We start from the raw sequence: 22,035 nt of genomic DNA on the forward strand, positions 1-22,035 counted from the left end.
TCAAATAGACAAATATAGTTTGCTTATCGCCCCAAATTCCCGAATCAGGCTTTCTTCTGGGTAGCCCTCTCTAAATTAGCCACAACTCCAATCATTCTCCCCCGAAGAAAACCACTGCTGCCTTATCGAGGCTGCCGTCAAACTCTATTTCGTGAAATAAGTGTCTTTATTTTTTCAATATTCCCTGCTGTACCTTTTTACTTAATGATGAACGTACTAATTTATAAGAAGCATACACAATATCTGCAAGTACATCCTGCGGCACATCACCATCCAGATATACAGTGCTCCAATGCAGCTTGTTCATGTAGTAACCTGGCACGATGTCCTCGTACTTGCTGCGCAGCATATCACTGAAAGCAGGTTCCAGTTTCAAGGTAATAATAGGACGCCCGTTTCTGTCATCAATGCCGATATATGCGTACATCTTACCACATATCAGATACCTGTATGCCTGCCATGCAGGTTGAAATTCCTTTTCCGTTGAAGGCTGCTTTTGTAAGCATTCATCCAACCATTGGTAACTTTTCATGCTGATGTCAGACCACGGTGTTACGCTGCTTATTATCTCCGCCATAATATATTCCCTTTCCAGGATAAGCCTGACGATTCTGCTAACCGCCTAAACCTTATCTCTAATTCCAATTTTGGTTGTAATGCCGTATCGCTTCCTGATAAACCGCTAATCATTTGCTCCTGCTATATCCCAGCACAAATCACATGACTTCGCTCAGTTTCTCGACAATACACCCTTTGCTCTCATAGTATTGAAGCATCTCATTGATTTTTCTTTTATCGTAACTGGTGATGCAGTCAGACAGCACGTGAACGATATAACCTCCTTTCGTCATATTGTAGCAAGTGGATTTTACACAGGCGATGGCATCCGCACCGGCAATATAAAACTCACCGATTTCATTTTCACTTACAAAAGCTGCAAAACCTTCGCTTGTCAACGCATTACCCTTGGTTTTCAGGAAAATATTTTCAGATACAATTTTCAGATCAGGAACCAGTTCAGCTCCATGTGTATCGGGCTTAAAGGTTCTTGTACCGGCAGATAAATTGTTATGCTTAATGTAAACGACAGGAATATCACTGGCTGCTGCCCAATCAACGGCTTTGTTGATATTTTCAATAATTTCCTTGTAATTCTTTGTAATGTCATTTTGAATGTCGATAACTACTAATGCTTTGTTTTTCATAATCTTACTCCTCAAATTTTACTTTTTTGTCTTCTGAACTAAAATCTAAAGAATGCCTGTACGCTGCCGGCGGGCATATTCTCTGAGTCCCGGCATATCCTTTTTCAGGTAGAGTTTTTCCACTTCCTGATTGTGTCCCACAACAATATCACGATGTTTTTCCATAAACTGCTGCAAAATATAATCTACTGCCTTTTCGGTTATGGAGATGCTTCCTCCTTTATGGTTTGCATAGCGCACCATCAGGCTTGTATCTGTTTTGATGACAGCATTTACCCGTGTTACTGATTTGTACGCCCAAACCACTTCCTGAACAGGTATCACATTCGCGTAACAGGGGCCGTTTATACATGCGATGATATATTCTTCATCCATACGGCACCAGTCGCGCAGCTGCTCACCGCTTTCCCATGTTTTCTTAAGGCTTGCAAGCGTAACCTCCGGATTCTGTGTGGTGCTGACATATCTTCTCAGGCTTTTCACAAATACTTTTTCAGGGTCCTCCTTGATTTTTCTAAGCAGCGCGGTAATTGTAAGGATTAATATAGCGGCGCTGAAGATTTCCCCGTACCGTTTCATGGCTGCAGGCGTTATGCTGCTGCCTTTCGCCAATTCATCGGCAATGTGATATAGGTCAAAGAAAAAAATGATAAACAATGCGGCTCCGAAGGCTGAAATTAAAACCATCACCATTATCAATTTTTTATTGTTTTTCCTCCAATTATCATACATTTGATTTGTCTCCCACAATTTTATATCCGGCACGATCAAGAACGTCTAATGCCCTCTGGTAATTTTCTTTTTTCGTCAGCACATAGTCGGTATTAAAAGTTGAAATTGCAAAAATTCCGATCTTATTTTCTGCTAAAATCCCTGAAATCTCAGAAAGTATCCCAATCAGCGAAAAGTCCAAAACGCCCTGGATACGAAACGCCCTCCAGCCATCATCTCTTTCCGTTACATTGAGCGGCACATCTTCTGTCATACATACCAATGACCTTTCTTCATCCGTCTTGCCGATAAAACTATACTCTGAATCTAATTTTACAAGTGAATAATCTGCAACTTTGCATACCGAAAAATTATATTCTATTCTTTTTATTTCCATCATGAATGTTTTCTTCCTTTAATTTTTAACAGCCCGTTACACATCATAATTATAATTTGCGGATTTCCTTATTCTGATATGAGATCAGGCTGAATAATGCCCCTGTCACTCCCGTACATAAAAACATGACTGCCATGCCGCTGCCTGCTCCTGTTCCTGCCAATTGCTGTAAGACTTTTACCGGCGCCAAATCCGTCCTCATCAACGGTTCTAACACATAGTCGGCCAGGAATCCTCCCATCAGAATCCCCACCGGAATGGTACCAAACTGAAGTGCATTTCTAACCGCAAAAACCCTTCCCTGAATCTCACCCGGTACATGGCGATACAGCAGATCCATCTGTCCTGCATTGATAAACGCAATCGGCAGACTTGCCGCTACAGCTGCAATAGACCAGACAATTGCAGTCCTGCCTAACCCCATCATGACATCCCCCAACAAAAATGAAAGCATGGCGGAAACATATATCATTCTTACACTGTTTCCTTTTACTTTGCCCGATGAAACAACAAGACCTCCCACAATGCCACCGACACCCATTGCCGCATTGACAACACCAAGTATCTCATGATTGTTTCCGCTTCTGGCTAATATCATAGGAGACAGGATGTTTTCATAAGTTAATCTGGAAAAAAAGTTTAAAAGTGCCATGGTAAGTATAATCATTAAAATCCCCTGATTGCTGCGCAAATAGACAAGCCCTTCCCTGGTTCCTGAAAGCATAGAAGTTCTTCCCTTTTTCTTCTCTTTTTCTTCTGGTATTTTTATTACAAATGCCAGCACTGCAAAAGCAAAAACAAAGCTCGCTAAATCAATGATAATCACGAGCGGCAACCCACCAAATGCATACAGTGAAGCAGCCAGCACAGGGGCTAGAACGGTCACCAGACTACCGGAAAATGCATTCATTCCACTTACCTGCTTAATCCTGTCCTTTGGCACAATTCTGCCGATTGCAACAGCTGATGCCGGACCCTGAAAAGCATTCATAAATCCGGTAATAAAATTCACCAGGTAAATATTCCATATCTGAAGACCACCACTCATACTAAGTGAAAAGACAGCAGTCGAGCAAAGTGCCGCTATACTGTCCGATGCCAGCATGATTTTCTTCTTGCTATGGCTGTCTACAAAAGTGCCGGCGAATATGCTGGCAATAATATATGGAACATAGTTGAAAAATGACATAAGCGAAACCGTCATTGCCGATCCGTTTTGCTCATATGCCCACAAAATCAATGTAAAACCCGTCATAGCACTGCCAAGCTGGGACAATGACTGACTGAGCCAAAATACAATATATGTTTTTAAACCGTGATTCATTGGATCATTCCTTTACTCTCTCGTTTCCAAACCGATACCCAATCCCCCATACCGTCTCAATATAGGCTCCCGCCTCCTGCCCCAGTTTCTTCCGCAGGCGCCCTATATGGCTCATGATATTGCTTTCATCTTTTACAAACTTGTCTTCCCAAATTTCAGCATATTTGTAATATTTCATCTGATTTATTCGGCCGTTTTACCAGTTCCATCAATGTTTCATACCCATACACAGATATTATAAACTCTGTTATAGCATAAGAATACTGGTATCCTCCGATTTCAAAAAATTGTTTAAAGTCTTTCCCTGTTCAAACAGATTTCCGCCATTTCTATCAAAACTTAAATCACCCTTTTTTACTTTTCCGTGTCCCTTTATTGTTTCGTTTCTTCAATCGGTCAATTTTAATTTTTTTGTTCTTTGTTTTTAAAAATGCGGTCAGCCTATCAATCTCTTCCGGTCCCAGCCCGCTTTTAAAGATTGGGACAAACTGCCTGCTCTTCACCTGTAAGGCCAGGATATGTTCTGTTTCAAAAATCCGGCTTATGAAAGCATACCGGAACTTTCCTTCCGCATGGTTGGTGAGATTCCATACTACAATCCCCTCGTCATCAAACCAGGTGGTGTACTGATATCCCGTAACCCCGTTAAATTCCTGCATATTACTCAGATTTTTTTTTACGGTTATTCTTTTATATACGACAATCTGCCATATAACAAGAAACAAACCAGTGGAAAAGAAAACAACCGCAAGCGCTGGATATCTTGCAGCACTGAATACGATGCATAACACAAAATAAAGGATAGCTGCCCTTTTTCCTGATTTGGGAATCCCCTTTTTCGCTACCTCCTTCAATACCGTTTCATCAAGAATACCTGTTGTTTTAAATAGTTCCATCACAGACCATCCCTTCCGTTTCATCTGCATCTCTGTATTATACCATATCCATATAGTTCCGAATCATGGCAATATATTGATCTCTCTTTCTCAGCGAGAGGCGGTAACTATCCCCATTTTTCATTCGTATGAGGATACCTGTGCTGAAAAACACAACCCGATAGGGCGTCACCGATTGGATTTCTGAATACGGGATTTCAAACCGTACACGCAATTTTTCAATCACACCATTCCCAACAAAAATAATGCGCCGGTTGGTAAACATATACTTTCCCGGAACCTGATTTCTCAACGAGCCGGGAGTCTCCCAGCAGTCTCCTCCTGCTTCCTTTACGCTCTCCTCACCAGGGAGTAATTCATAATTCTTCATGGATGTTCCTCCTCACTAACCATTTATTCTTTCCGCAAAATCTTTTATATAAGCCTTAAACTTTTTGTTGTCCTCCGGCTGCATCATGAGTGGAATTGCATACTCTGTCACCGTCATTGAAAAAAATCGGTTACTGTCTTTAAAATAAAAGGAGACTTTCCCCATGGCTCCGAGCTTCACTTCCTTTAAGACATCCGTTGTAATATGTAAGATAAATTCCCGGTCCACCTCCATCTCTGCCTTAGAAGGACAAGGCACTGCCATGATATACATCTCATCTTCCCTGTAACGGACGATAAAGCTGGGCAGAGAGGCGTAACCGGTCTGGATTCGGTCATACCCTTTCACCGTGGAAATCGCATCTTTCGCCCCCTGGGCCATCACGATCTCAAATCCAGCGGTTTCCGGAACCGCCGCCTCGGAACCTTCCCGCACTGCCTGAAGGAACTCTTCGTATTTTCTCTTTGTTTTCTTCTCCGTTGCCTTAATCAAAACAAGCGCTATTACTAACGGAACACTTAAAAATAAAATTAGATACATGATTTTTTCTCCTCAATATCATATTTAACCATCATCTGGCCGGTCAAAGCTGACCGACAGGCAGATGGAGCCAATAAAAACACCGATAATATAGATAACATTTTTTACAATATTCAGTGATTCACCTCCGCTGCCAGATTTTTAATATATTTCATAAATGCCTCATACTGTTCGGTCTGCGGAGCAATCACCTGTGGGCCAACACCTGCGACAAAAAACTGTTTATCTTTAAAAATGATATCTACTTTCCCCAGTCCTAATTTAATTCTCTGAACCTGGTCTTTTGTAAAATGCAGAATTACATCCTTGTCCACATCAATTCTTTTCCGTGAGGAATATTTAGCTGCCATAATATACATTTCATCACCGCGATAGCAGATGATGTAGTTGGGAAGCGAATCATAACCGCTTTGGATACGCTCATAACCCTTCATCGTCATAACCGCATCTTTAATACCCGCAGCCACAACCTTCTCAAAATCCTCCGTCTCCGGAACCGCCGCCACTGCCGCATCCTGAATTACCTGGGGAAACGGGTCGGAAGTTCTCTCCACCTTTCTTTTATAGCGCACAATCAGTATCGTTGCCAGCACGGCAATAAGGATAGGGCCTCCCACAAATGTAATTAAAATACCTATAACTCCTGTTCCTGCCATTTTCATTTCCTCCTGCTGCTGTGATATATTTATACTTTATAAACTTCTCAGACATGGTATCAGATACCTCTGCCTCATAATCATTTTCCCACTGCCATGATATGCTTCAAAAAATCCATGAAATTACCAAATGCTTCTGAAAACTCCCACTGGCCCATGCCATGAAGCCCAAAATAGACAGGCGATTCTTCCATGGAAAGATCAATGCAAAACGGATCAGCATTCCTGTCCGCAATCACAAGATAATCTTTATTCCAAGAATCAAAGTTCTTTTTTTCAGTCGGATTATAACGGTAACCGTCCTGACATTTGATGAGATTATGGGCTCCATATAGGGTAATGGAACCATATCCCTTCATCTTTAAATCTGCTATAACAGGCGAAGCTTTGAGCAGAAAATCCCTGTAGTCCGCCGGTAAGTGCCATCTCTGATCAATCTGTTCCATATCGGTCGGCTCCGCCTGAACCAGCCAATTCGTTGGATTAGCCAGATTTTGTTTTTTCTCCCGTTTCTGCTTTAGCTTTTTATCAATTTTTGAATAAACCTTTTCTGCAGCTGTTTCCGGGGAATCCAGACAAATATGGCGGACTGGCTCTGTGAAACCCTTCCCGCAGGGGAATCCCTGTTCAGCCCATTGCCGGATAGCTCCATAATCAATGTTACTTTCTTTCCAAAATCCCGGGTCTATAGGTTTTCCCTGTTCGAATGTGTTATTGGTTACCTTCGACAACTGCATGATAATGTTTGCTTTACATGCTACCGGGAAGTCATGAAGGAATACAAATGGGATCAGCGCATTACAGGCGGCTTTACCGACTGCTTTCACGTATCCTTCGATTCCCCAGTATGCCTTATTGCTGTCCCCTGACTGGATACAGGACATGAAAAAGTCACTGTAAGCGGAATCCGGCTTATCCATCAACTCAACGACCTTCCCCACTGCAAACCCACGATGAAACTCAACCAAACCGTTGTCACCATACCGCATAAGCGCCGCCATAATCCTGTCTCTATTTTCTTCATTGATTTTTTTCGCAAGATAAAGGATTGTGTTGCACGCAGCGACACTGTCTGTCGTCAGTTCCAGCTTTTCTATCTTTTTCTCTAATAAATCCATAAATTCCCCCACTATTCCAACACACCATTTTTAATCTGGTAAAAAAACGCTTCCGCCGTAAAAGTAAAATACCGGCATAGGTACTTTCCCGCCAAATCGTCCATCCAACTGAGTATACATGAGAACAAGCAGCGCCATAGACATTACGCCCTGTATAACAGACCGGAGTTTTTCCTTGGAAAAGCCCCGTTTTTCCATTCTATTGACTAAAAGAACCCGATGTTCACCATTCCCTGCATATGTAAACCGTCTGCCACTCTGGCTATCGTAGGAAAACGGAACTACCTTCAACTCGTCAATGACGGAATCTTCATTTGCAATTAATTTTTGAAGCAATGTGGTTGTATTTTCCGGTAGTGTGAATTAAAGGCTGATTTCACGCATCCATTTTTTGACTTCTCGCAAAATGGTATCCCCGCCGCAGCTATAAATCCTGCTATCAGGAATAGGAGCAGTGAGAATAATTGAAGGCCCCTCGCCCAAAGGCTGCCATAGCTTCCATAAGATTGGGCGAATAATATATTCCGCAGCCAGCGTATAACCGTAAGCAAACAGTGGGACAATTCCCACCACACAGACCAATAAGTACAAATAAAACCATCCGGAAACTTTCCCAGATGGCTGATAGAACTTCATGATAATCCCCCCTGAAATTTACAAAATTTATCAATATAATTATACTGCCTGACAGAAAATAGCGTTGTTCTTTTCATTCCATTTTCATAGCCCATTCATTACAACTATGCCGCAGATTTCTACCAGCCTAAGCAATTCCTTCCCCTCCGGTCACCCTCTTAAAGTAATTCTCTAATGTATCTTCACAAAGGTGAAGTTCTGACACTCCCAGACCGTTTTGCACAAGCGTTTGATTAATACCGGCAACAGACAGGGAAGTGTCAAAGAGTAATATATTGTGGTCGTCCTTTACCTTAAAATCCTTTGCCTGATATTCGCTTTCCAATAGCCGGGCAGCCCAGGCGGCATCCGATACCGTGATATGGATAAACCTCCTGTTAAGATGGGAAAGAAGTAGCTTTTCCCTTATCATAGCATGAAAATGTCATCAGAATATCACAATCAAAGACGGCACCTGCTTCCTTGCCGGATAAGGTGCCGCTTTTGTATCATAACCCCAATCAGCCCAACCCTTTGCCCTCTTCAAACGGCGTGATTGACTTTACTGCGCTCTTTTCAGTCATATCTTCAAAATATCTCACTTTTCCTGCCAGTGAATCCACTCCAATCAGAAGGGCGCGTCCTTCTTTATGCCGGATTACCACTGTTATGGTATCGGATGAAGCTGCTGCGCTGCCGAGAACCTTTAAGCTGTCTTCCGCTGCCAGCTGATGGGATACCACGAATTGTTTTGCGGTCTCTTCTGCGGACTGTGCAGTAACCGGCATTTCACTTTTTACCCAATCCACATAACTTAAATGGATTCCTTTTACCTCTCCCTCCGCATTGAAGGATACATCATACATCGGTTTTGTGTCGATATGTTCCATATCAATCACAGTGTCTGCCGTGATTTCGCCGAAGTTAAGCTCCTCCGGAAGGAATGTAACGGCAGTCTGCTGCTCTGCCTCGTATTCCGGCATTGCGTCCATATACTGTACACTGACAGAATATCCGGTTATATCCGTCATATGGACCCCAAAATAATTCTCAAGGGCAGCTTTTGCCTGTTCAACAAACGCAGCATCCGGTTGAGGTTTTCCGGTCTCCTTGGCATTTACCAAAGTTTTCAGCATATCCCCGCCGGCAGTAGTTACCTCGGACTGTCTTCCCGCTTCATTTGCATATGCGCTCCCACAACCTGACAGGCTGAGCATAAGCACTCCCGCACATAAGATTCCTGTCACTTTTTTCATGTTTTTTCTGTTTCCCATTACAATCTCCTCGTTTTAATATATTTACCAGGTAACTGGTATGGACTCATCTTAACCGGAAATTGTATCATGATTGTAACATCGGAAAAATGATTGTAAATTTCGTTCCCACCTTCACTTTGCTTACAAGTTCCAGTCTGGCATGATGAAGCTTTACGATATCCGAACAGATGGAAAGTCCCAGCCCTACCCCTTGGTTTCTTCTGCCCCTGACCTTATCTACCATGTAAAAGGTCTCAAACACTTTCTTCTGTTCTTCCTCCTGGATTCCTTCCCCCTCATCCTCAATCTCTACAATCGCCTCCCCTGCCTCTCTCCCTATGGAAATCCGTATGGTATCTCCCTCTTTTGACGCTTTCCTTGCATTATCCGTCAGATTCCCGAGAAGGTTTAACAGCAGGTCTCTCTCTGCCCGTATCATGACCGGTTCCTCCGGAACCAGTACAATCAGTTTCATCTGTGCCTTTTGAACTGATGGCTGCAGAATGGTTTCCGCCTCCATCACCACCTCCCTTAAATCACAGGGAACCAGCTCAAAGCTGTGATGTTCTAAAAAAACAAGCTGAAGCATCAGTTCAGACAGTTTTTCAATCCTTTTTCCCTGCTTAAAAATACGCTCCCCCAGTTCCTGCGACGTGTCCTGATCGAGATCCGCAGAGCGCAGCAAATCAGCATATCCTACCACCGCTGTCAAGGGTGTGCGCAGCTCATGTGAGAAATTATCAATGAAACGCCGCTGTTCCTCTGTTGTCTTTTCTAATGCGGATATTTTTTCTTTGACGGCCCGTGCCATCTCATTATAACGCGCCGCCAATTCACTGATTTCATCGTTTCCCCGTACCTCAACAAGTTCCGTATAATTACCGTTGCCGGTTTTTCTGATTGAATCGGTTAGAAGACGCACAGATTTTGTCAAATGTCTTGATATCCCATACATCCCCACAGCCAACACGGCAGCTGTTACAAAAAAGAGACCAAGAAAGTACCGGTACTGCCGGCCGCGATTCTGCACAAAGTCTGTAATTTCCATGAAACAGGTGGCGCCATATGTCTGATACGGTAACGTAAACAGACTGGAAAGACGCAGAAACTGCTTCTCTCCATATTGCAGGATTTTATACTGTGGAGTGTAGGTCATTTCTTCCATCGGCATAACCGGAAGCTCCAAATCAAGATTGGAGTATACCTCCTGCGTATTTTCTCCGGCCTCTGTAATCAGATAATACACACCCCGGATTCTGGACCGGTTCTCCATATATTCCCGGATATATCCATTTGTCCTTCCCAGCCCCCGTCTCGAATCACGGACGCTGCTGGTATAAATATACCATTTCAGGCCCTCCGTGATACTTTTTCGTTCTTCTGAGAGCTGATTTAGGTTCAGCCCAAATACCTGCCGTGTATTCTGTTCCATCAGCAGAATACCGGTCCCAAGAAATATCACAAGGAAGAAGGTAAGCGGCCACAGACAGAATCTCTGCCATAATTTCACGTCTCTGAGACCTCCAGCCTGTAGCCCACATTCCGGACAGATACAATCGAATGCTCCAGCCCCATCTTCCGTTTCAGACGCTGCACATGGATATCCACTGTCCGGCTGTCCGAGTCGAACTCACCGCCCCACACTTCTTCATATATGCGCTCCCTGTAAAGGGCGATATTCCGATTCCGGAGAAACAACAAAAGCAAATCATACTCCTTAGCGGTGAGTTCCACCGGGCGGCCGTCTTTTTGGGCCGTTTTTGCCTCCATGTCAACCTCTATTCCTGCAACAGCAATCTTATCCCGGCTTTTACCATACCGCCTTAGGACAGCTTCCACCCGGGCCGCCAGCTCTGCCAGTTCAAACGGTTTGGTGATATAATCATCTGCCCCCAGCTTAAGTCCCCTCACCTTGTCTTCCAGTCTGGTCCTTGCCGTAATGAAAATCACAGGAATTTGGTAGTTTTTGATATATTCCATCAGTTCATAGCCATCTGCCCCCGGCAGCATGATATCGAGGAGAATTAAATCATACCGCCTCGTCTCCAAAAGCCCGGCAGCCTCAGCTCCGTCATAAACACATTCACACTGATACCCCGCTCTGGTAAGCCCTGCTGATATGATATCTGCAATCATCCCTTCATCTTCTACAATCAGAAATCCCATAGCGTATCTCACCTCACAGTAAAATTTTAAATGCATACCGTTTCGCACACACCGTAACTCAATCATCAGATACACATACAGGCCCTGTCGTGGCTGTTCTTCAGTTCATAGATAGCACATGGCCGTTTCACGGTAACTTCCGCGGCTCTCAGATAGAGTTTCGCAATATCAGGGGAACTATAAGGATAATTCCATCGTTGTAGTAAGCCCTCAGCATCGTACTCAATACAAATACATCATCCACAAGTGCCGCAGATATACTGTGTATGGTTTACTAAACAATTCCGGCAATCCAACAGTGGCGTCATTCTGTTTTTCCCAGAGTAGCATCCAGGACATATCTTCATTTCAGATTACCTCTGTTCTTAGAATATCAAATAATTTACCATCCGTAACAAATTGTTAAAGTACACAAATAAAAACCATTCGGGAATTTTTTCAGATGGCTAATAGGACTTTCAGACTACCTACTAAATTTTTACAGTATAATTATACTGCTTAGAAGAAAAAAATGTGGTTCTTTCCATTGCATTTCCATATCCTATTCATTACAACTATGCCTGTCATTTACAGAATTATATTGTGCGTGGTAAACGCAGCCAACGGTATACGGAATGGGATATAGATACCCAGAAACAGAAAAAAACAATATTACTCCATAAAGAAAGACATGGCTAAAGAGGGGATTGTAAAACAAAAAGCATGCCGCATACCGCCATACCATACATCCCCTCCTTTTCCTTAAACGCTCGGATTCCAGGCCTTATTCCATACCGCTTCCAAGCATTTGTTTTTATCCCCTACTTGTAATTCCTCTTTAGAAAATGTAGATATGCGTCCACGAATTCTGTATATCTGTTTTTAGCTAAAATAAGATTCGTACCATCCGACAACATGATACTTTTCCTGTCATATTTCTCTATTTTTTCAAAATTTACCAGATATCCACGATGGCATCGGTAAAATCTGCTGTCAAGACGCTGCTCCAGCTCAGCCATTGTTGCATATATTTCCACAGCTTCTTTTTCGGTATGAATCATTACTTTTCTTAAGTTGCTTTCTATATATAAAATCCGACTTGGAATAATCCGGAAATGACAGGATTTCGTATGGAAGGTCAGGGCTTCTTCTGTCTGCCGGGAGCACTCCGAAACAGCCGCCAGGAGTACCCTTTCAAATTTATTTTCGTCTAAGGGCTTTAAAAGATACTGAAAAGCAAATAAATCAAGTGCCTCAAATACATACTCATCATAAGCGGTAATAAAAATTACGGAAGGACTACGTGAAAAACCGGCATAAGTATTGTCACGCAGCTGGCGGACTGTCTCCAGCCCATCCACCCCCTCCATCTTAATATCCATTAGAATAATGTCAAAATCTGCCCGGCTCCTTAAAAGCTCACTGCCGGTATGATACATTGCGACTTTACAATCAGGCAGAAGCTTCTGGCATAATTTTTCTAAATAGGTAAGCATATGGATATCATCATCACAAATACCAATGGACAGCATGACCATACCTCCTGATAAGAAACTGAGTATTTACCACTTTATAGTTTTATCATAAAAGGGAATCCTATGTAAAGCATAAGTCACGAATGGGGGATGGATATGTAATGAAATGAAAAAATCCAATCACGCAAAAAGACATAAAATCTCCTCCGCTTCATGGCAGCAACTGTAACCGTTATTGCAGGGACCATTTCATGCCATGGCATATATCATGTACAAATCAACATTTATTTCTGCTTTTTGCAGTCCATCCGGCTATTATTTCAGACCAATAAAAAACACCCTGAATCCGTATGAATACTTCATTCATACGGATTCAGGGCATTTATCTTTTCACTTCTTATGATTACGTTACGTAATCCATTACTTCGCGTAATCCGTAACCCTTGACTCGCGGATTACATTTACTTTAATCTGTCCCGGATACTCAAGCTCGTCCTCAATGCGCTTCGAAACATCCCTTGCCAGCAATACCATATCATCATCGCTGATCTGTTCCGGAACAACCATGATACGAACCTCACGGCCTGCCTGAATAGCAAAAGACTTGTCCACTCCCTTGAAGGAGTTGGTGATATCTTCTAATTGTTTTAATCTGTTTGTATATGTCTCCAACGTCTCGCGCCTTGCACCAGGCCTTGCAGCAGATATGGTATCAGCTGCCTGGACAATGCAGGAGATAAGGTTGGTGGGTTCAACATCGCCATGATGGGACTCCACTGCGTTCAGCACGGTGGCAGATTCCTTATACTTCTTACAGAGGTCTGTACCAAGCTGTACGTGAGTGCCTTCCATATCATGGTCAACGGATTTACCAATGTCATGTAATAAACCGGCACGTTTTGCTAAACGTACATCCACACCAAGTTCTGACGCCAGAAGCCCTGACAGCTGGGACACTTCAATGGAATGCTTCAGCGCATTCTGTCCATAGCTTGTCCTGAACTTCATCTTACCAAGTAACTTAACCAGTTCCGGATGAATTCCATGGATTCCAACCTCGAGACAGGCTGCTTCGCCCTCTTCCCTCATGTTGTTCTCCACTTCCTTCTGTGCCTTCTCTACCATTTCCTCAATTCTGGCCGGATGAATACGTCCATCCACAATCAAACGCTCCAATGCAATTCTTGCAACTTCTCTACGTATTGGATCAAATCCGGATAAAACTACTGCTTCCGGGGTATCGTCGATAATCAGTTCCACACCGGTAAGGGTTTCCAGGGTTCGTATGTTACGTCCCTCACGCCCGATGATGCGGCCCTTCATCTCGTCATTTGGAAGCTGTACAACGGAAACCGTTGTCTCGGCAACATGGTCTGCTGCACAGCGCTGGATGGCTGTTACAACCAAATCCCTTGCCTTCTTGTCAGCTTCTTCTCTTGCCTTGTTTTCAAGTTCCTTAATTAATTTAGCTGTGTCATGTTTTACATCTTCTTCAACAGATTTTAAAAGATATTCTTTTGCTTGTTCGGAGGTTAGACCGGATATCCGTTCCAGTTCCTGTATCCCCTGCTCATACTGGGCTTCCACTTCAGCTGTACGCTTACTGAGGACGTTCTCCCTTCTGACCAGGTCAGCCTCCTTCTTTTCCAGGGCATCTGCCTTTTTCTCAACGTTCTCTTCCTTGCTCAATACACGTTTTTCATAACGTTGAAGTTCTGCTCTTCTTTCCTTGGTTTCCTTCTCTAATTCATTCTTCGTCTTTAAAGATTCTTCCTTGGCTTCCAGGAGAGCTTCTCGCTTCTTTGTCTCAGCGGTTTTTAATGCCTCATCTATTATTTCCCTTGATTTCTCTTCTGCACTTCCTACCTTGCTGTCGTACTGCTTACGCTCGTAGTTACGTGCTGCAAACCAAGTAATAATAATAGCCACAATTATCACAGCGATAATCACTATAGGGACCATTATCTCTGACACAGGAGCACCTCCTTATTAAATTTTCATTGTACTAACTACAACGTATTAATTTTATACTTTTTTCAGAATTATGTCAAGTATCTTCCCCTTATTTTCGCTGCAATACAGTCAATATAGACAAAAGTTCATTCCGGCCATTCTTCCCTGTCTTCTGTGCTGATTTCCCGCATGACACGGTTGATTACATCGTAAGAATATCCTTTTCTTCCCAGAAATGCGGATAATCGGCCCTTTTCCTCATAGGAAATCCCAGTTTTTCCCTTCAGGCGTTTGCGCAGAAGCTGCCTGGCATTTTCCACATCATCTACCTGGTGCCCGGAAAATGCCTCGCTTATCTCCTCCTGTGACACCCCCTTTTGGGAAAGTTCATAGACCAGCTGCCTGCGGCTCTTCCTGTTTCCATAGGAACGGACATAGCTTTCCGCATAGGCCCTGTCGTCAATAAACCGGTACTCCTTGAGGAAATTCATGGCATAACTCACCGCCTCCTCAGGATATCCGGCTTCCTGCAGTTTCTTCTTCATCCAGGTCTCTGTCTTGCCCGAGGACTTAAGCAGGTATAGGGCGCGCTCCTTGGCCCGCCCTAACAGTACTTCATTCAATATGCGCTGGTAAACATCCGCTTCCAGTTCCTTTCCCTCTTCAATCCCAAACCGTTCCACCTCACCCCTGTATAAAACAAAGGCAAAGCCTTCCTCAAGGAAGACTTTGCTTTTTCTCTTATCTACAGGGATGATGGATGTGACCATCATGACAGTCCTGGGGCATCCGGTGTGTCAGCCCCTTCGGTCTTGGTTCCAGGCGCCTTGGGTGCTTCCAGCCTGGTTCCCTTCTTTAATTCCTTTGCCTTGGCTTCCTCAGCCTCTGCCGCGGCTTCTTCAGCGCCCGGCAGTTCGTACCTGACCCTTACCTTTGCCTCCACCTCTGCACACATCTCAGGGTTATCGGAAAGATACTGCTTGGAATTCTCACGGCCCTGGCCAATCTTGGAACCATTATAGGCAAACCAGGCGCCGCTCTTCTCTATGATGTTCTCCTTTACAGCCAAGTCCAGGATATCGCCAACCTTGGAAATGCCCTTGCCGAACATGATGTCGAATTCAGCTTCTTTAAACGGAGGTGCAATCTTATTCTTAACAACCTTGACCCGGACACGGTTACCAATCACTTCGCCGCCCTGCTTCAAGGTCTCAATCCTGCGCACGTCCAGGCGCACGGAAGCATAGAACTTAAGGGCGCGTCCGCCAGTGGTTGTCTCGGGGTTGCCGAACATGACGCCCACCTTCTCACGCAGCTGGTTGATGAAGATGACGATACAGTTGGACTTGCTGATGACAGCAGTCAGTTTACGCAGGGCCTGTGACATCAGCCTGGCCTGGAGTCCCACATGGGAATCCCCCATCTCGCCGTCAATCTCTGCCTTCGGAACCAGGGCGGCCACGGAGTCCACGATAACAATGTCAACCGCGCCTGAACGCACCATGGTCTCGGTAATCTCCAGGGCCTGCTCCCCGTTATCCGGCTGTGATATGTACAGGTTGTCAATATCCACGCCGATGTTCTTGGCATACACGGGATCCAGGGCATGCTCTGCATCGATGAAGCCTGCAATCCCGCCCCTCTTCTGTACCTCGGCAACCATGTGCAGGGCAACCGTGGTCTTACCGGATGACTCCGGTCCGTAGACTTCTATGATCCTGCCCTTGGGCACGCCGCCCAGGCCCAACGCAATGTCAAGGCTGATGGAGCCTGTGGGAACAGTCTCGATATTCATGTTGGCCCTGGAATCCCCCAGCTTCATCACGGACCCTTTGCCGTAAGCCTTCTCTATCTGTGTAAGGGCCGCATCCAGGGCCTTTAACTTCTCATCTTTATTCATATCCCTGTTAATTACATTACTCTTCTCTTCTCTGGCCATGATATCCTCCGATTCGAACAAACGTTCTCTAATAGTTACAATCATAGTATAATTCAGCTCAAATGTCAACCACTAATTTTCCCGGTCCCCCCTTTTCCATCCCTTACTTTACTTGTGAATACCGGGCGAACCGCCCTCCACAGGTGCCTGTGCATACACCCACTGACCGCGCATCTGGCGCAGACAAAAGCCATCGCAGAAGAAAGTCTGCGGAACAGGTTAAGGATAGCATAGAATGGGTTAAAATGCAAGTGGGGCGTGCAGATGACGGAAAGCTACAGACACACATCTGACGGAAAGCATTTTTCAAACACACCCTAGCGGTTGCCGGACAGGACACGGTAAATCCCGGGAACAGTGGACTGAAGGCATTTCCTTAAAAGATTACTTATGATTACCATGAACAGCGGCATAAGCAGGAACATGGCCAGGGCTGATGCAGGAACGGAAGGAAGGAGGATGGCCCCGGCCTTGTTAAAGAGCCTGACCCAGGCAAAGTGGATGGCGTATAGGAAAAAGTTATGCTTCATCCATTCCCCGGCCACAGGCAGGCGGATGCCGGACAGCAGGAGCCAGACAGCGCATACTCCCCAAATACGCTGCAGTACGGCGGACAGGGGCCTGGCGTAAAGGAACGCCATGGGACGGCTTAAGAAAAGGATCAGGGCCAGCAGCAGGACGGCAGCGCCGTAGTACAGAAGACGCCTCCTTCCCCCGGGAGGCACGGACTCGGCAAACCGTCCCCATCCCTGCCTGTGAAGGCTTATATAAGCGGCCGCGCAGGTGTAGAACAGGGCGTCCATGTTAAGATGAGGGAAATCCCAGCCATGCCACAGCGCAAAAGCAATCATCACAAGGGCCGCTGCCCCGGACAGGGTGCGTTTCATCACAGGATAGATGACAGGAGCCAGGGCAATGAGGAGGATTAACTGATATAAGTACCAGAATACGGGATTATAGGCGTAATTCATAAGGGCGTCCATGAGCTGCCCAATGGTGACGGGCACCGGAGGCTTTCCTATGAGGCCGGATATGGCAGGAATCCGGGTAACGGTTACGTATCCCGCATAATATAGGAAATTCCAGATCAGATAGGGTACCAGGATGCTCCGGATACGCGACTTCCATTTGGGGACCAGTCTGGACCAGTCAAACCTGCGGTAAAACAGATAGGAGGACACCATGAAGAAGCCCGGGACAGATATCTGCCCCAGCCCTTCTCCCAGGATCCACTCCAGCCTTTCCACCCCGGCCGCTGCCTGAGTGGCTCCCAGGTATAACTCCGCATTAAAAGAATGTACCCATACAACCAGAAGGCTGAACAGGAATGTAATCCAGTAAACCTGGTTGTGAAACTGCTTTTCTTCCATATGACATATCCTCTCCTGCAGCAAAACCAAAGGTAACATGTACAAAAGCCAAAAGGCCGCTTCCCGGAACTCTACTGTCCTCATTCAGGGAAACGGTCTTTCTATACGGACACGGATTGTATGGCGCTTCATACCGCGCCCAGGGGATGTCCGGACATACCCCCGCCTTCCCGTAAGCCCGGGTCGGGGATGGATGTCCGGACAGCCCTGCCATCAGCTGCGGTACTGCGCCAGCAGTTTATTAATCCGCTTGGTAGGTGTCAGCAATTCACTTAAAGATGCATCGTGATTTAAATTGTCAATGATGAGGGCAATGTACTTGCTCATGTCAACATCAATATAGTAAGGCCTCTCAAGCAGGGACGGTGTCTGATAAACCAGGTTGGTTGTCAGGATCCTGTCGATAATGCCCTTGTCATAATACTCGTCAAACTTGTTAAGCCCGCCTGTGAACAGGCCGAAGGTGGAGCATACAAATACCTTCCTGGCCTTCCTGCGCTTCAGTTCCTTTGCCACATCCAGCACGCTGTCGCCTGAAGATATCATGTCATCGATAATCAGCACATCCTTGCCCTCCACGCTGGCTCCCAGGAACTCATGGGCCACAATGGGGTTGCGTCCATTGATGATCTGGGTGTAGTCACGGCGCTTGTAGAACATGCCCATATCAAGTCCCAGCATGTTGGCAAAATACACGGCGCGCCCTGTGCCGCCTTCGTCCGGGCTGATGACCATCATGTGGTCACTGTCAATCTGAAGGTCTGTCTCGTTCTTCAGCAGGTACTTTAAGAACTGGTAGATGGGCTGGACCGTCTCAAACCCTCTTAAGGGAATGGCGTTCTGTACCCTTGGGTCATGGGCATCAAACGTGATGATGTTCTCCACGCCCATGTTCACCAGCTCCTTAAGGGCCAGCGCACAGTCCAGGGACTCCCTGCCGGAGCGCTTATGCTGTCTGCTTTCATATAAGAAAGGCATGATTACGTTAATCCGGTGGGCCTTTCCCGCGGCTGCCGCAATCACACGCTTTAAATCCTGGAAATGGTCATCCGGCGACATATGGTTGGTCATGCCGAACAGGGAATAGGTAAGGCTGTAATTACATACGTCAACCATGATATACAGGTCATCGCCCCTTACAGACTCAAGTATCAGTCCCTTTCCCTCGCCGGAGCCAAACCTTGGTGTGATGGCATTTAAAATATAGGAATCCCTCTGATATCCGGAAAATGCAATGGTGGATTTGTGCTCGCTCTCACGCTCACGTCTCCAGTCTACCAGATAGGCATTGACCTTGTCTCCTAATTCCGTGCAGCTTTTAAGGGGTATAAGACCCAGGGGGCCAACTGGAATTGTCTCAATGATTTTTTCCTCATATAACATGGTTTTAATCCTCCTGTTTTAGGCTGGCGGCTTCTTTGCCGTAACCAGCATATACTTTTATACCATCATTCTCCATGGTTCGTCAAGGGCATATCCCTCAGGAATTGCCATGTTTTACAGTTATTTTTTTAACAGTCTGATGTCTCCCCCATATAATGGAATCATCCGGTATCCGCTCATGATCCTGGACGTGACGCGGTCCGTATAGGAATCCCGCAGCCGGGCCGGCGAAAGGTTGGTGGAGATAATGGTGGAGCGCTTCATGTTCATCCTCTCATTAATACAGTAGAACAGCTGGGACGAGGTAAAGCTGTTATTCAGTTCGGTCCCCAGGTCATCAATGATCAGCAGGTCGCAGTCCAGGATGAACCGGTACATATCCCGCATCTCCTCCGCGTTCTCATAATCAAACTTATTCCTGGAAAATATCTCAAACAGGTCGCTGGCCGTGAGATAGATGACCGAGTGGTAGGTGTTCATCAGTTCCTTGGCAATGCAGTTGGTTAAGAATGTCTTTCCAACCCCGGTACTGCCTGTGAATAACAGGTTCTCATGCTTCTTGTCAAACTGCTTCACGAATTCCCTGCACTCCCTGACCACACGCCGCATATAATCCGCATTGGTCATGCCAATCTGGGGCAGTATCTCCTTATTGTCGTAGTATTGGAAGGAAAGGGCTGAAAAATTCTCCTGTTCCAGGATATCCTCCAGATTGGACTGGTCATGGAGCAGCTTCATCTGCGCCTTCAGGAAACAGTGGCACTTCCTGCCGTCAACCAGGCCGGTATCCTGGCAGTCCGGGCAGTTATACCACAGCTCCAGGTAATTGTCCGGATATCCGGCAGCCCGGATGATCAGCGCCTTCTGCTCCCTCAGGTCCTGCAGGTCCTCCTTCAGCTTATCAAGGGCGCCTGAATCCCCTTCCAGAAGCTTCCTGGCGCAGGCCACCGAACGGCCGGCTATCTCGGCTTCCAGTTCCTTTACCACAGGAAGCCTCCTGTAAATCTCCTGGCGCCGTTCCTCCAGCTGGTGATGGTTCTCAATCTGCTGTCTTCCGTACGCCCTCATGATTGCGTCATACTGGGAATTGCTTAGTGCCATTATCTGCCCTCCTTACATATCAGGGCTGCTGCCCTACCCATTCCTTAACCTGCTTTAGCATCAGGGCATCGTAGTCCGTGTCCCTCTGTTCAAAATTATGGAACTGGTTGGGCGCCCCTTTCCTGGTACGTTTTCCCTGGCCGGACACAGCTGTGTCATACGTTTGAAGACGCTTGTCCCTGGACCTGGAAGTGTCCTCCCTGGCCGCCGTCCGTCTGGCATCCAGCTCCCTGATATCCCCGATGCCCCTGACACCGGCTTCCTTCCAGTCCGTGAGGATCTTATCCGCGTACTGGAAACTGGGGTTGTGGATGGCCGTGATGGTCCTGTTGCAGGCCTCCAGCACCACGTCCCGGTTAAAACCGTAGTCCTTGAACCATTTATCCATCAGCTTCTGTTCCGGCGCAGCCGGTTTCCTGCTGTTTATCCCAAATGCCTTCATCACTGCAAATGAATCCCTGTTATAGGAAGCCGAATAATCCTTTGCCTCCTGGGCCGTATGGATTCCCTTCTCATGCCAGCTCCTGGCCACTGCCTCAATATAGCGTATGGAGGTATGGCCGTTCTGGACACAGTATTCCACCAGGTATTCCAGCAGTTCCTCATTCATCCCCAAATCCTCATACAGATAAGCGAAAACCTGGCAGTCCCTGGGGGTAAATACCTTGTTCAGGTACTTCTGGGCAATATAGAGGAGCTGTGAAAAACCTTCATCCTGGGAAAGGCGGTTTACCTGTTCCGCAGAGTATACAGGCTTGTCCCTGTTCTCCTGGACCGCCTGGTTCTGTTCCCTTCGTCCCTGCGCCATATCCCCCTGCCCATGGGCATCCCAGATTCCCGGTGCCTGCCCATGGGTATCCTGGATTCCTGTCCCCTGTCCATGGGTGTCCTGGATTCCTGTCCCCTGTCCATGGGTGTCCTGGATTCCTGTCCCCTGCCCATGGATGTCCTGGATTCCTGTTCCCTGGACACGGATGTCCTGGATTCCTGCTGCCTGGACACGGATATCCCCGGCCATGGCGCCATTGACTTCATAATTCCCCAGCACCTGGTCATGGGCAGGTGGCTGGTGAACCTCCGGCAGACCGGCGGCCTGGTTCCTAACCGCCTGGGTCCTGGCAGACACTCCCCTTGACTGCACCGCCCCCTCATCCTGACGGCCCATGGACGCACAGGATGCAGGCGCTTCCTTCCTGGTTCCGGAAAGGATTCCCAGCTTCTCCCAGTAGGCCAGTGCCCTGCGCACATCTGATTCCGTATGGTCCAGGGCATCTGCAATCCCCTCTATGGTGAGGTCCTCACCCTGATGGCGCAGCACAAACAGGTATACCTTGACATATTCCCCATTGGCCCTTGCCATATATTCATCAATAAATTCATGAGCCACCGCAGTGGACGGCACGCTCCATCTGTCCTTAAAATTCACACCCATCTCACCACTCCTTACATCTTCTGGCCCGCAGACATGTCTTTTCCTGCCGGCCGGGCGGCACATGCGTTACATTCCATATCATAACACATCCACATCTAAAAGAAAATAGGCGCATTTTTACACAATCCGACTTGTGGATAATGTGGATA

At 46.2% G+C, this 22,035-nt stretch carries 24 protein-coding genes; all 24 read right to left on the bottom strand.

Features of this window, described 5'->3' with window-relative positions:
* Positions 1–166: 166 nt before the first annotated feature.
* On the bottom strand, positions 167–577 hold the full coding sequence (locus tag MCJ35_RS19820; RefSeq protein ID WP_025485705.1) for an MmcQ/YjbR family DNA-binding protein: 411 nt from the start codon (positions 575–577) through the stop codon (positions 167–169).
* Positions 578–716: 139 nt separating this feature from the next.
* Complete coding sequence (locus MCJ35_RS19825) at positions 717–1,205, bottom strand: cysteine hydrolase family protein (RefSeq protein WP_025485703.1); 489 nt, start codon at positions 1,203–1,205, stop codon at positions 717–719.
* A 45-nt stretch (positions 1,206–1,250) separates the two neighbouring features.
* The gene (locus MCJ35_RS19830) at positions 1,251–1,862 is read right to left on the bottom strand and encodes a DUF6709 family protein (protein ID WP_240299626.1); all 612 of its coding nucleotides are present in this window, start codon (positions 1,860–1,862) and stop codon (positions 1,251–1,253) included.
* 67 nt (positions 1,863–1,929) lie between these two features.
* Positions 1,930–2,313 carry an ACT domain-containing protein gene (locus tag MCJ35_RS19835; RefSeq protein WP_025485701.1) on the bottom strand — a complete coding sequence of 128 codons (384 nt, stop codon included), beginning with the start codon at positions 2,311–2,313 and terminating at the stop codon, positions 1,930–1,932.
* Positions 2,314–2,362: 49 nt separating this feature from the next.
* A complete protein-coding gene (locus MCJ35_RS19840) occupies positions 2,363–3,637 on the bottom strand; it encodes an MFS transporter (RefSeq protein ID WP_034577590.1) in 1,275 nt (424 codons plus the stop codon).
* Between the two features lie 4 nt (positions 3,638–3,641).
* Entirely contained in the window at positions 3,642–3,815 is a 174-nt protein-coding gene (locus MCJ35_RS19845) for a helix-turn-helix domain-containing protein (protein ID WP_081739201.1), read from the bottom strand.
* A gap of 166 nt (positions 3,816–3,981) precedes the next feature.
* Complete coding sequence (locus MCJ35_RS19850; RefSeq protein ID WP_240299627.1) at positions 3,982–4,533, bottom strand: YcxB family protein; 552 nt, start codon at positions 4,531–4,533, stop codon at positions 3,982–3,984.
* A 37-nt stretch (positions 4,534–4,570) separates the two neighbouring features.
* Positions 4,571–4,903 carry a PH domain-containing protein gene (locus MCJ35_RS19855; RefSeq protein WP_025485699.1) on the bottom strand — a complete coding sequence of 111 codons (333 nt, stop codon included), beginning with the start codon at positions 4,901–4,903 and terminating at the stop codon, positions 4,571–4,573.
* Between the two features lie 15 nt (positions 4,904–4,918).
* Positions 4,919–5,443, bottom strand: a complete 525-nt coding sequence (locus tag MCJ35_RS19860; protein WP_025485698.1) for a hypothetical protein — start codon at positions 5,441–5,443, stop codon at positions 4,919–4,921.
* Positions 5,444–5,556: 113 nt separating this feature from the next.
* Positions 5,557–6,099, bottom strand: coding sequence for a hypothetical protein (locus MCJ35_RS19865; protein ID WP_025485697.1), 543 nt, complete (start codon positions 6,097–6,099; stop codon positions 5,557–5,559).
* Positions 6,100–6,179: 80 nt separating this feature from the next.
* Positions 6,180–7,217: an SMI1/KNR4 family protein gene (locus MCJ35_RS19870; protein ID WP_025485696.1), complete on the bottom strand. Its 1,038-nt coding sequence runs from the start codon at positions 7,215–7,217 to the stop codon at positions 6,180–6,182.
* A 363-nt stretch (positions 7,218–7,580) separates the two neighbouring features.
* Positions 7,581–7,853, bottom strand: coding sequence for a hypothetical protein (locus MCJ35_RS19875; protein WP_025485694.1), 273 nt, complete (start codon positions 7,851–7,853; stop codon positions 7,581–7,583).
* Positions 7,854–7,980: 127 nt separating this feature from the next.
* Positions 7,981–8,265, bottom strand: coding sequence for a hypothetical protein (locus tag MCJ35_RS19880; RefSeq protein WP_025485693.1), 285 nt, complete (start codon positions 8,263–8,265; stop codon positions 7,981–7,983).
* 88 nt (positions 8,266–8,353) lie between these two features.
* Entirely contained in the window at positions 8,354–9,106 is a 753-nt protein-coding gene (locus MCJ35_RS19885) for a hypothetical protein (RefSeq protein ID WP_025485692.1), read from the bottom strand.
* 67 nt (positions 9,107–9,173) lie between these two features.
* Positions 9,174–10,598 (bottom strand): HAMP domain-containing sensor histidine kinase, encoded by a 1,425-nt coding sequence (locus MCJ35_RS19890; protein WP_120055368.1) that lies wholly within the window; start codon positions 10,596–10,598, stop codon positions 9,174–9,176.
* Positions 10,595–11,254, bottom strand: a complete 660-nt coding sequence (locus MCJ35_RS19895) for a response regulator transcription factor (RefSeq protein WP_025485691.1) — start codon at positions 11,252–11,254, stop codon at positions 10,595–10,597. The genes MCJ35_RS19890 and MCJ35_RS19895 overlap by 4 nt, the downstream gene beginning before the upstream one ends.
* An 800-nt stretch (positions 11,255–12,054) precedes the next feature.
* A complete protein-coding gene (locus MCJ35_RS19905) occupies positions 12,055–12,765 on the bottom strand; it encodes a LytR/AlgR family response regulator transcription factor (RefSeq protein WP_025485690.1) in 711 nt (236 codons plus the stop codon).
* A 363-nt stretch (positions 12,766–13,128) separates the two neighbouring features.
* Positions 13,129–14,682, bottom strand: coding sequence for a ribonuclease Y (gene rny, locus MCJ35_RS19910; protein WP_025485688.1), 1,554 nt, complete (start codon positions 14,680–14,682; stop codon positions 13,129–13,131).
* Positions 14,683–14,807: 125 nt separating this feature from the next.
* Entirely contained in the window at positions 14,808–15,434 is a 627-nt protein-coding gene (locus tag MCJ35_RS19915; protein ID WP_025485687.1) for a regulatory protein RecX, read from the bottom strand.
* Complete coding sequence (recA, locus tag MCJ35_RS19920) at positions 15,431–16,600, bottom strand: recombinase RecA (RefSeq protein ID WP_025485686.1); 1,170 nt, start codon at positions 16,598–16,600, stop codon at positions 15,431–15,433. The genes MCJ35_RS19915 and recA overlap by 4 nt, the downstream gene beginning before the upstream one ends.
* Before the next feature lie 317 nt (positions 16,601–16,917).
* Positions 16,918–17,970 carry an acyltransferase family protein gene (locus tag MCJ35_RS19925; RefSeq protein ID WP_025485685.1) on the bottom strand — a complete coding sequence of 351 codons (1,053 nt, stop codon included), beginning with the start codon at positions 17,968–17,970 and terminating at the stop codon, positions 16,918–16,920.
* Positions 17,971–18,183: 213 nt separating this feature from the next.
* Complete coding sequence (locus tag MCJ35_RS19930) at positions 18,184–19,353, bottom strand: ribose-phosphate pyrophosphokinase (RefSeq protein ID WP_008719563.1); 1,170 nt, start codon at positions 19,351–19,353, stop codon at positions 18,184–18,186.
* A 120-nt stretch (positions 19,354–19,473) separates the two neighbouring features.
* A complete protein-coding gene (locus MCJ35_RS19935; protein WP_025485683.1) occupies positions 19,474–20,454 on the bottom strand; it encodes an ATP-binding protein in 981 nt (326 codons plus the stop codon).
* 19 nt (positions 20,455–20,473) lie between these two features.
* Complete coding sequence (locus tag MCJ35_RS19940; RefSeq protein ID WP_240299628.1) at positions 20,474–21,886, bottom strand: DnaD domain protein; 1,413 nt, start codon at positions 21,884–21,886, stop codon at positions 20,474–20,476.
* Positions 21,887–22,035 lie beyond the last annotated feature (149 nt).

The organism is Enterocloster sp. OA13 (genome assembly GCF_022440595.1).
In the GTDB taxonomy this organism is placed as follows: domain Bacteria; phylum Bacillota; class Clostridia; order Lachnospirales; family Lachnospiraceae; genus Enterocloster; species Enterocloster hominis.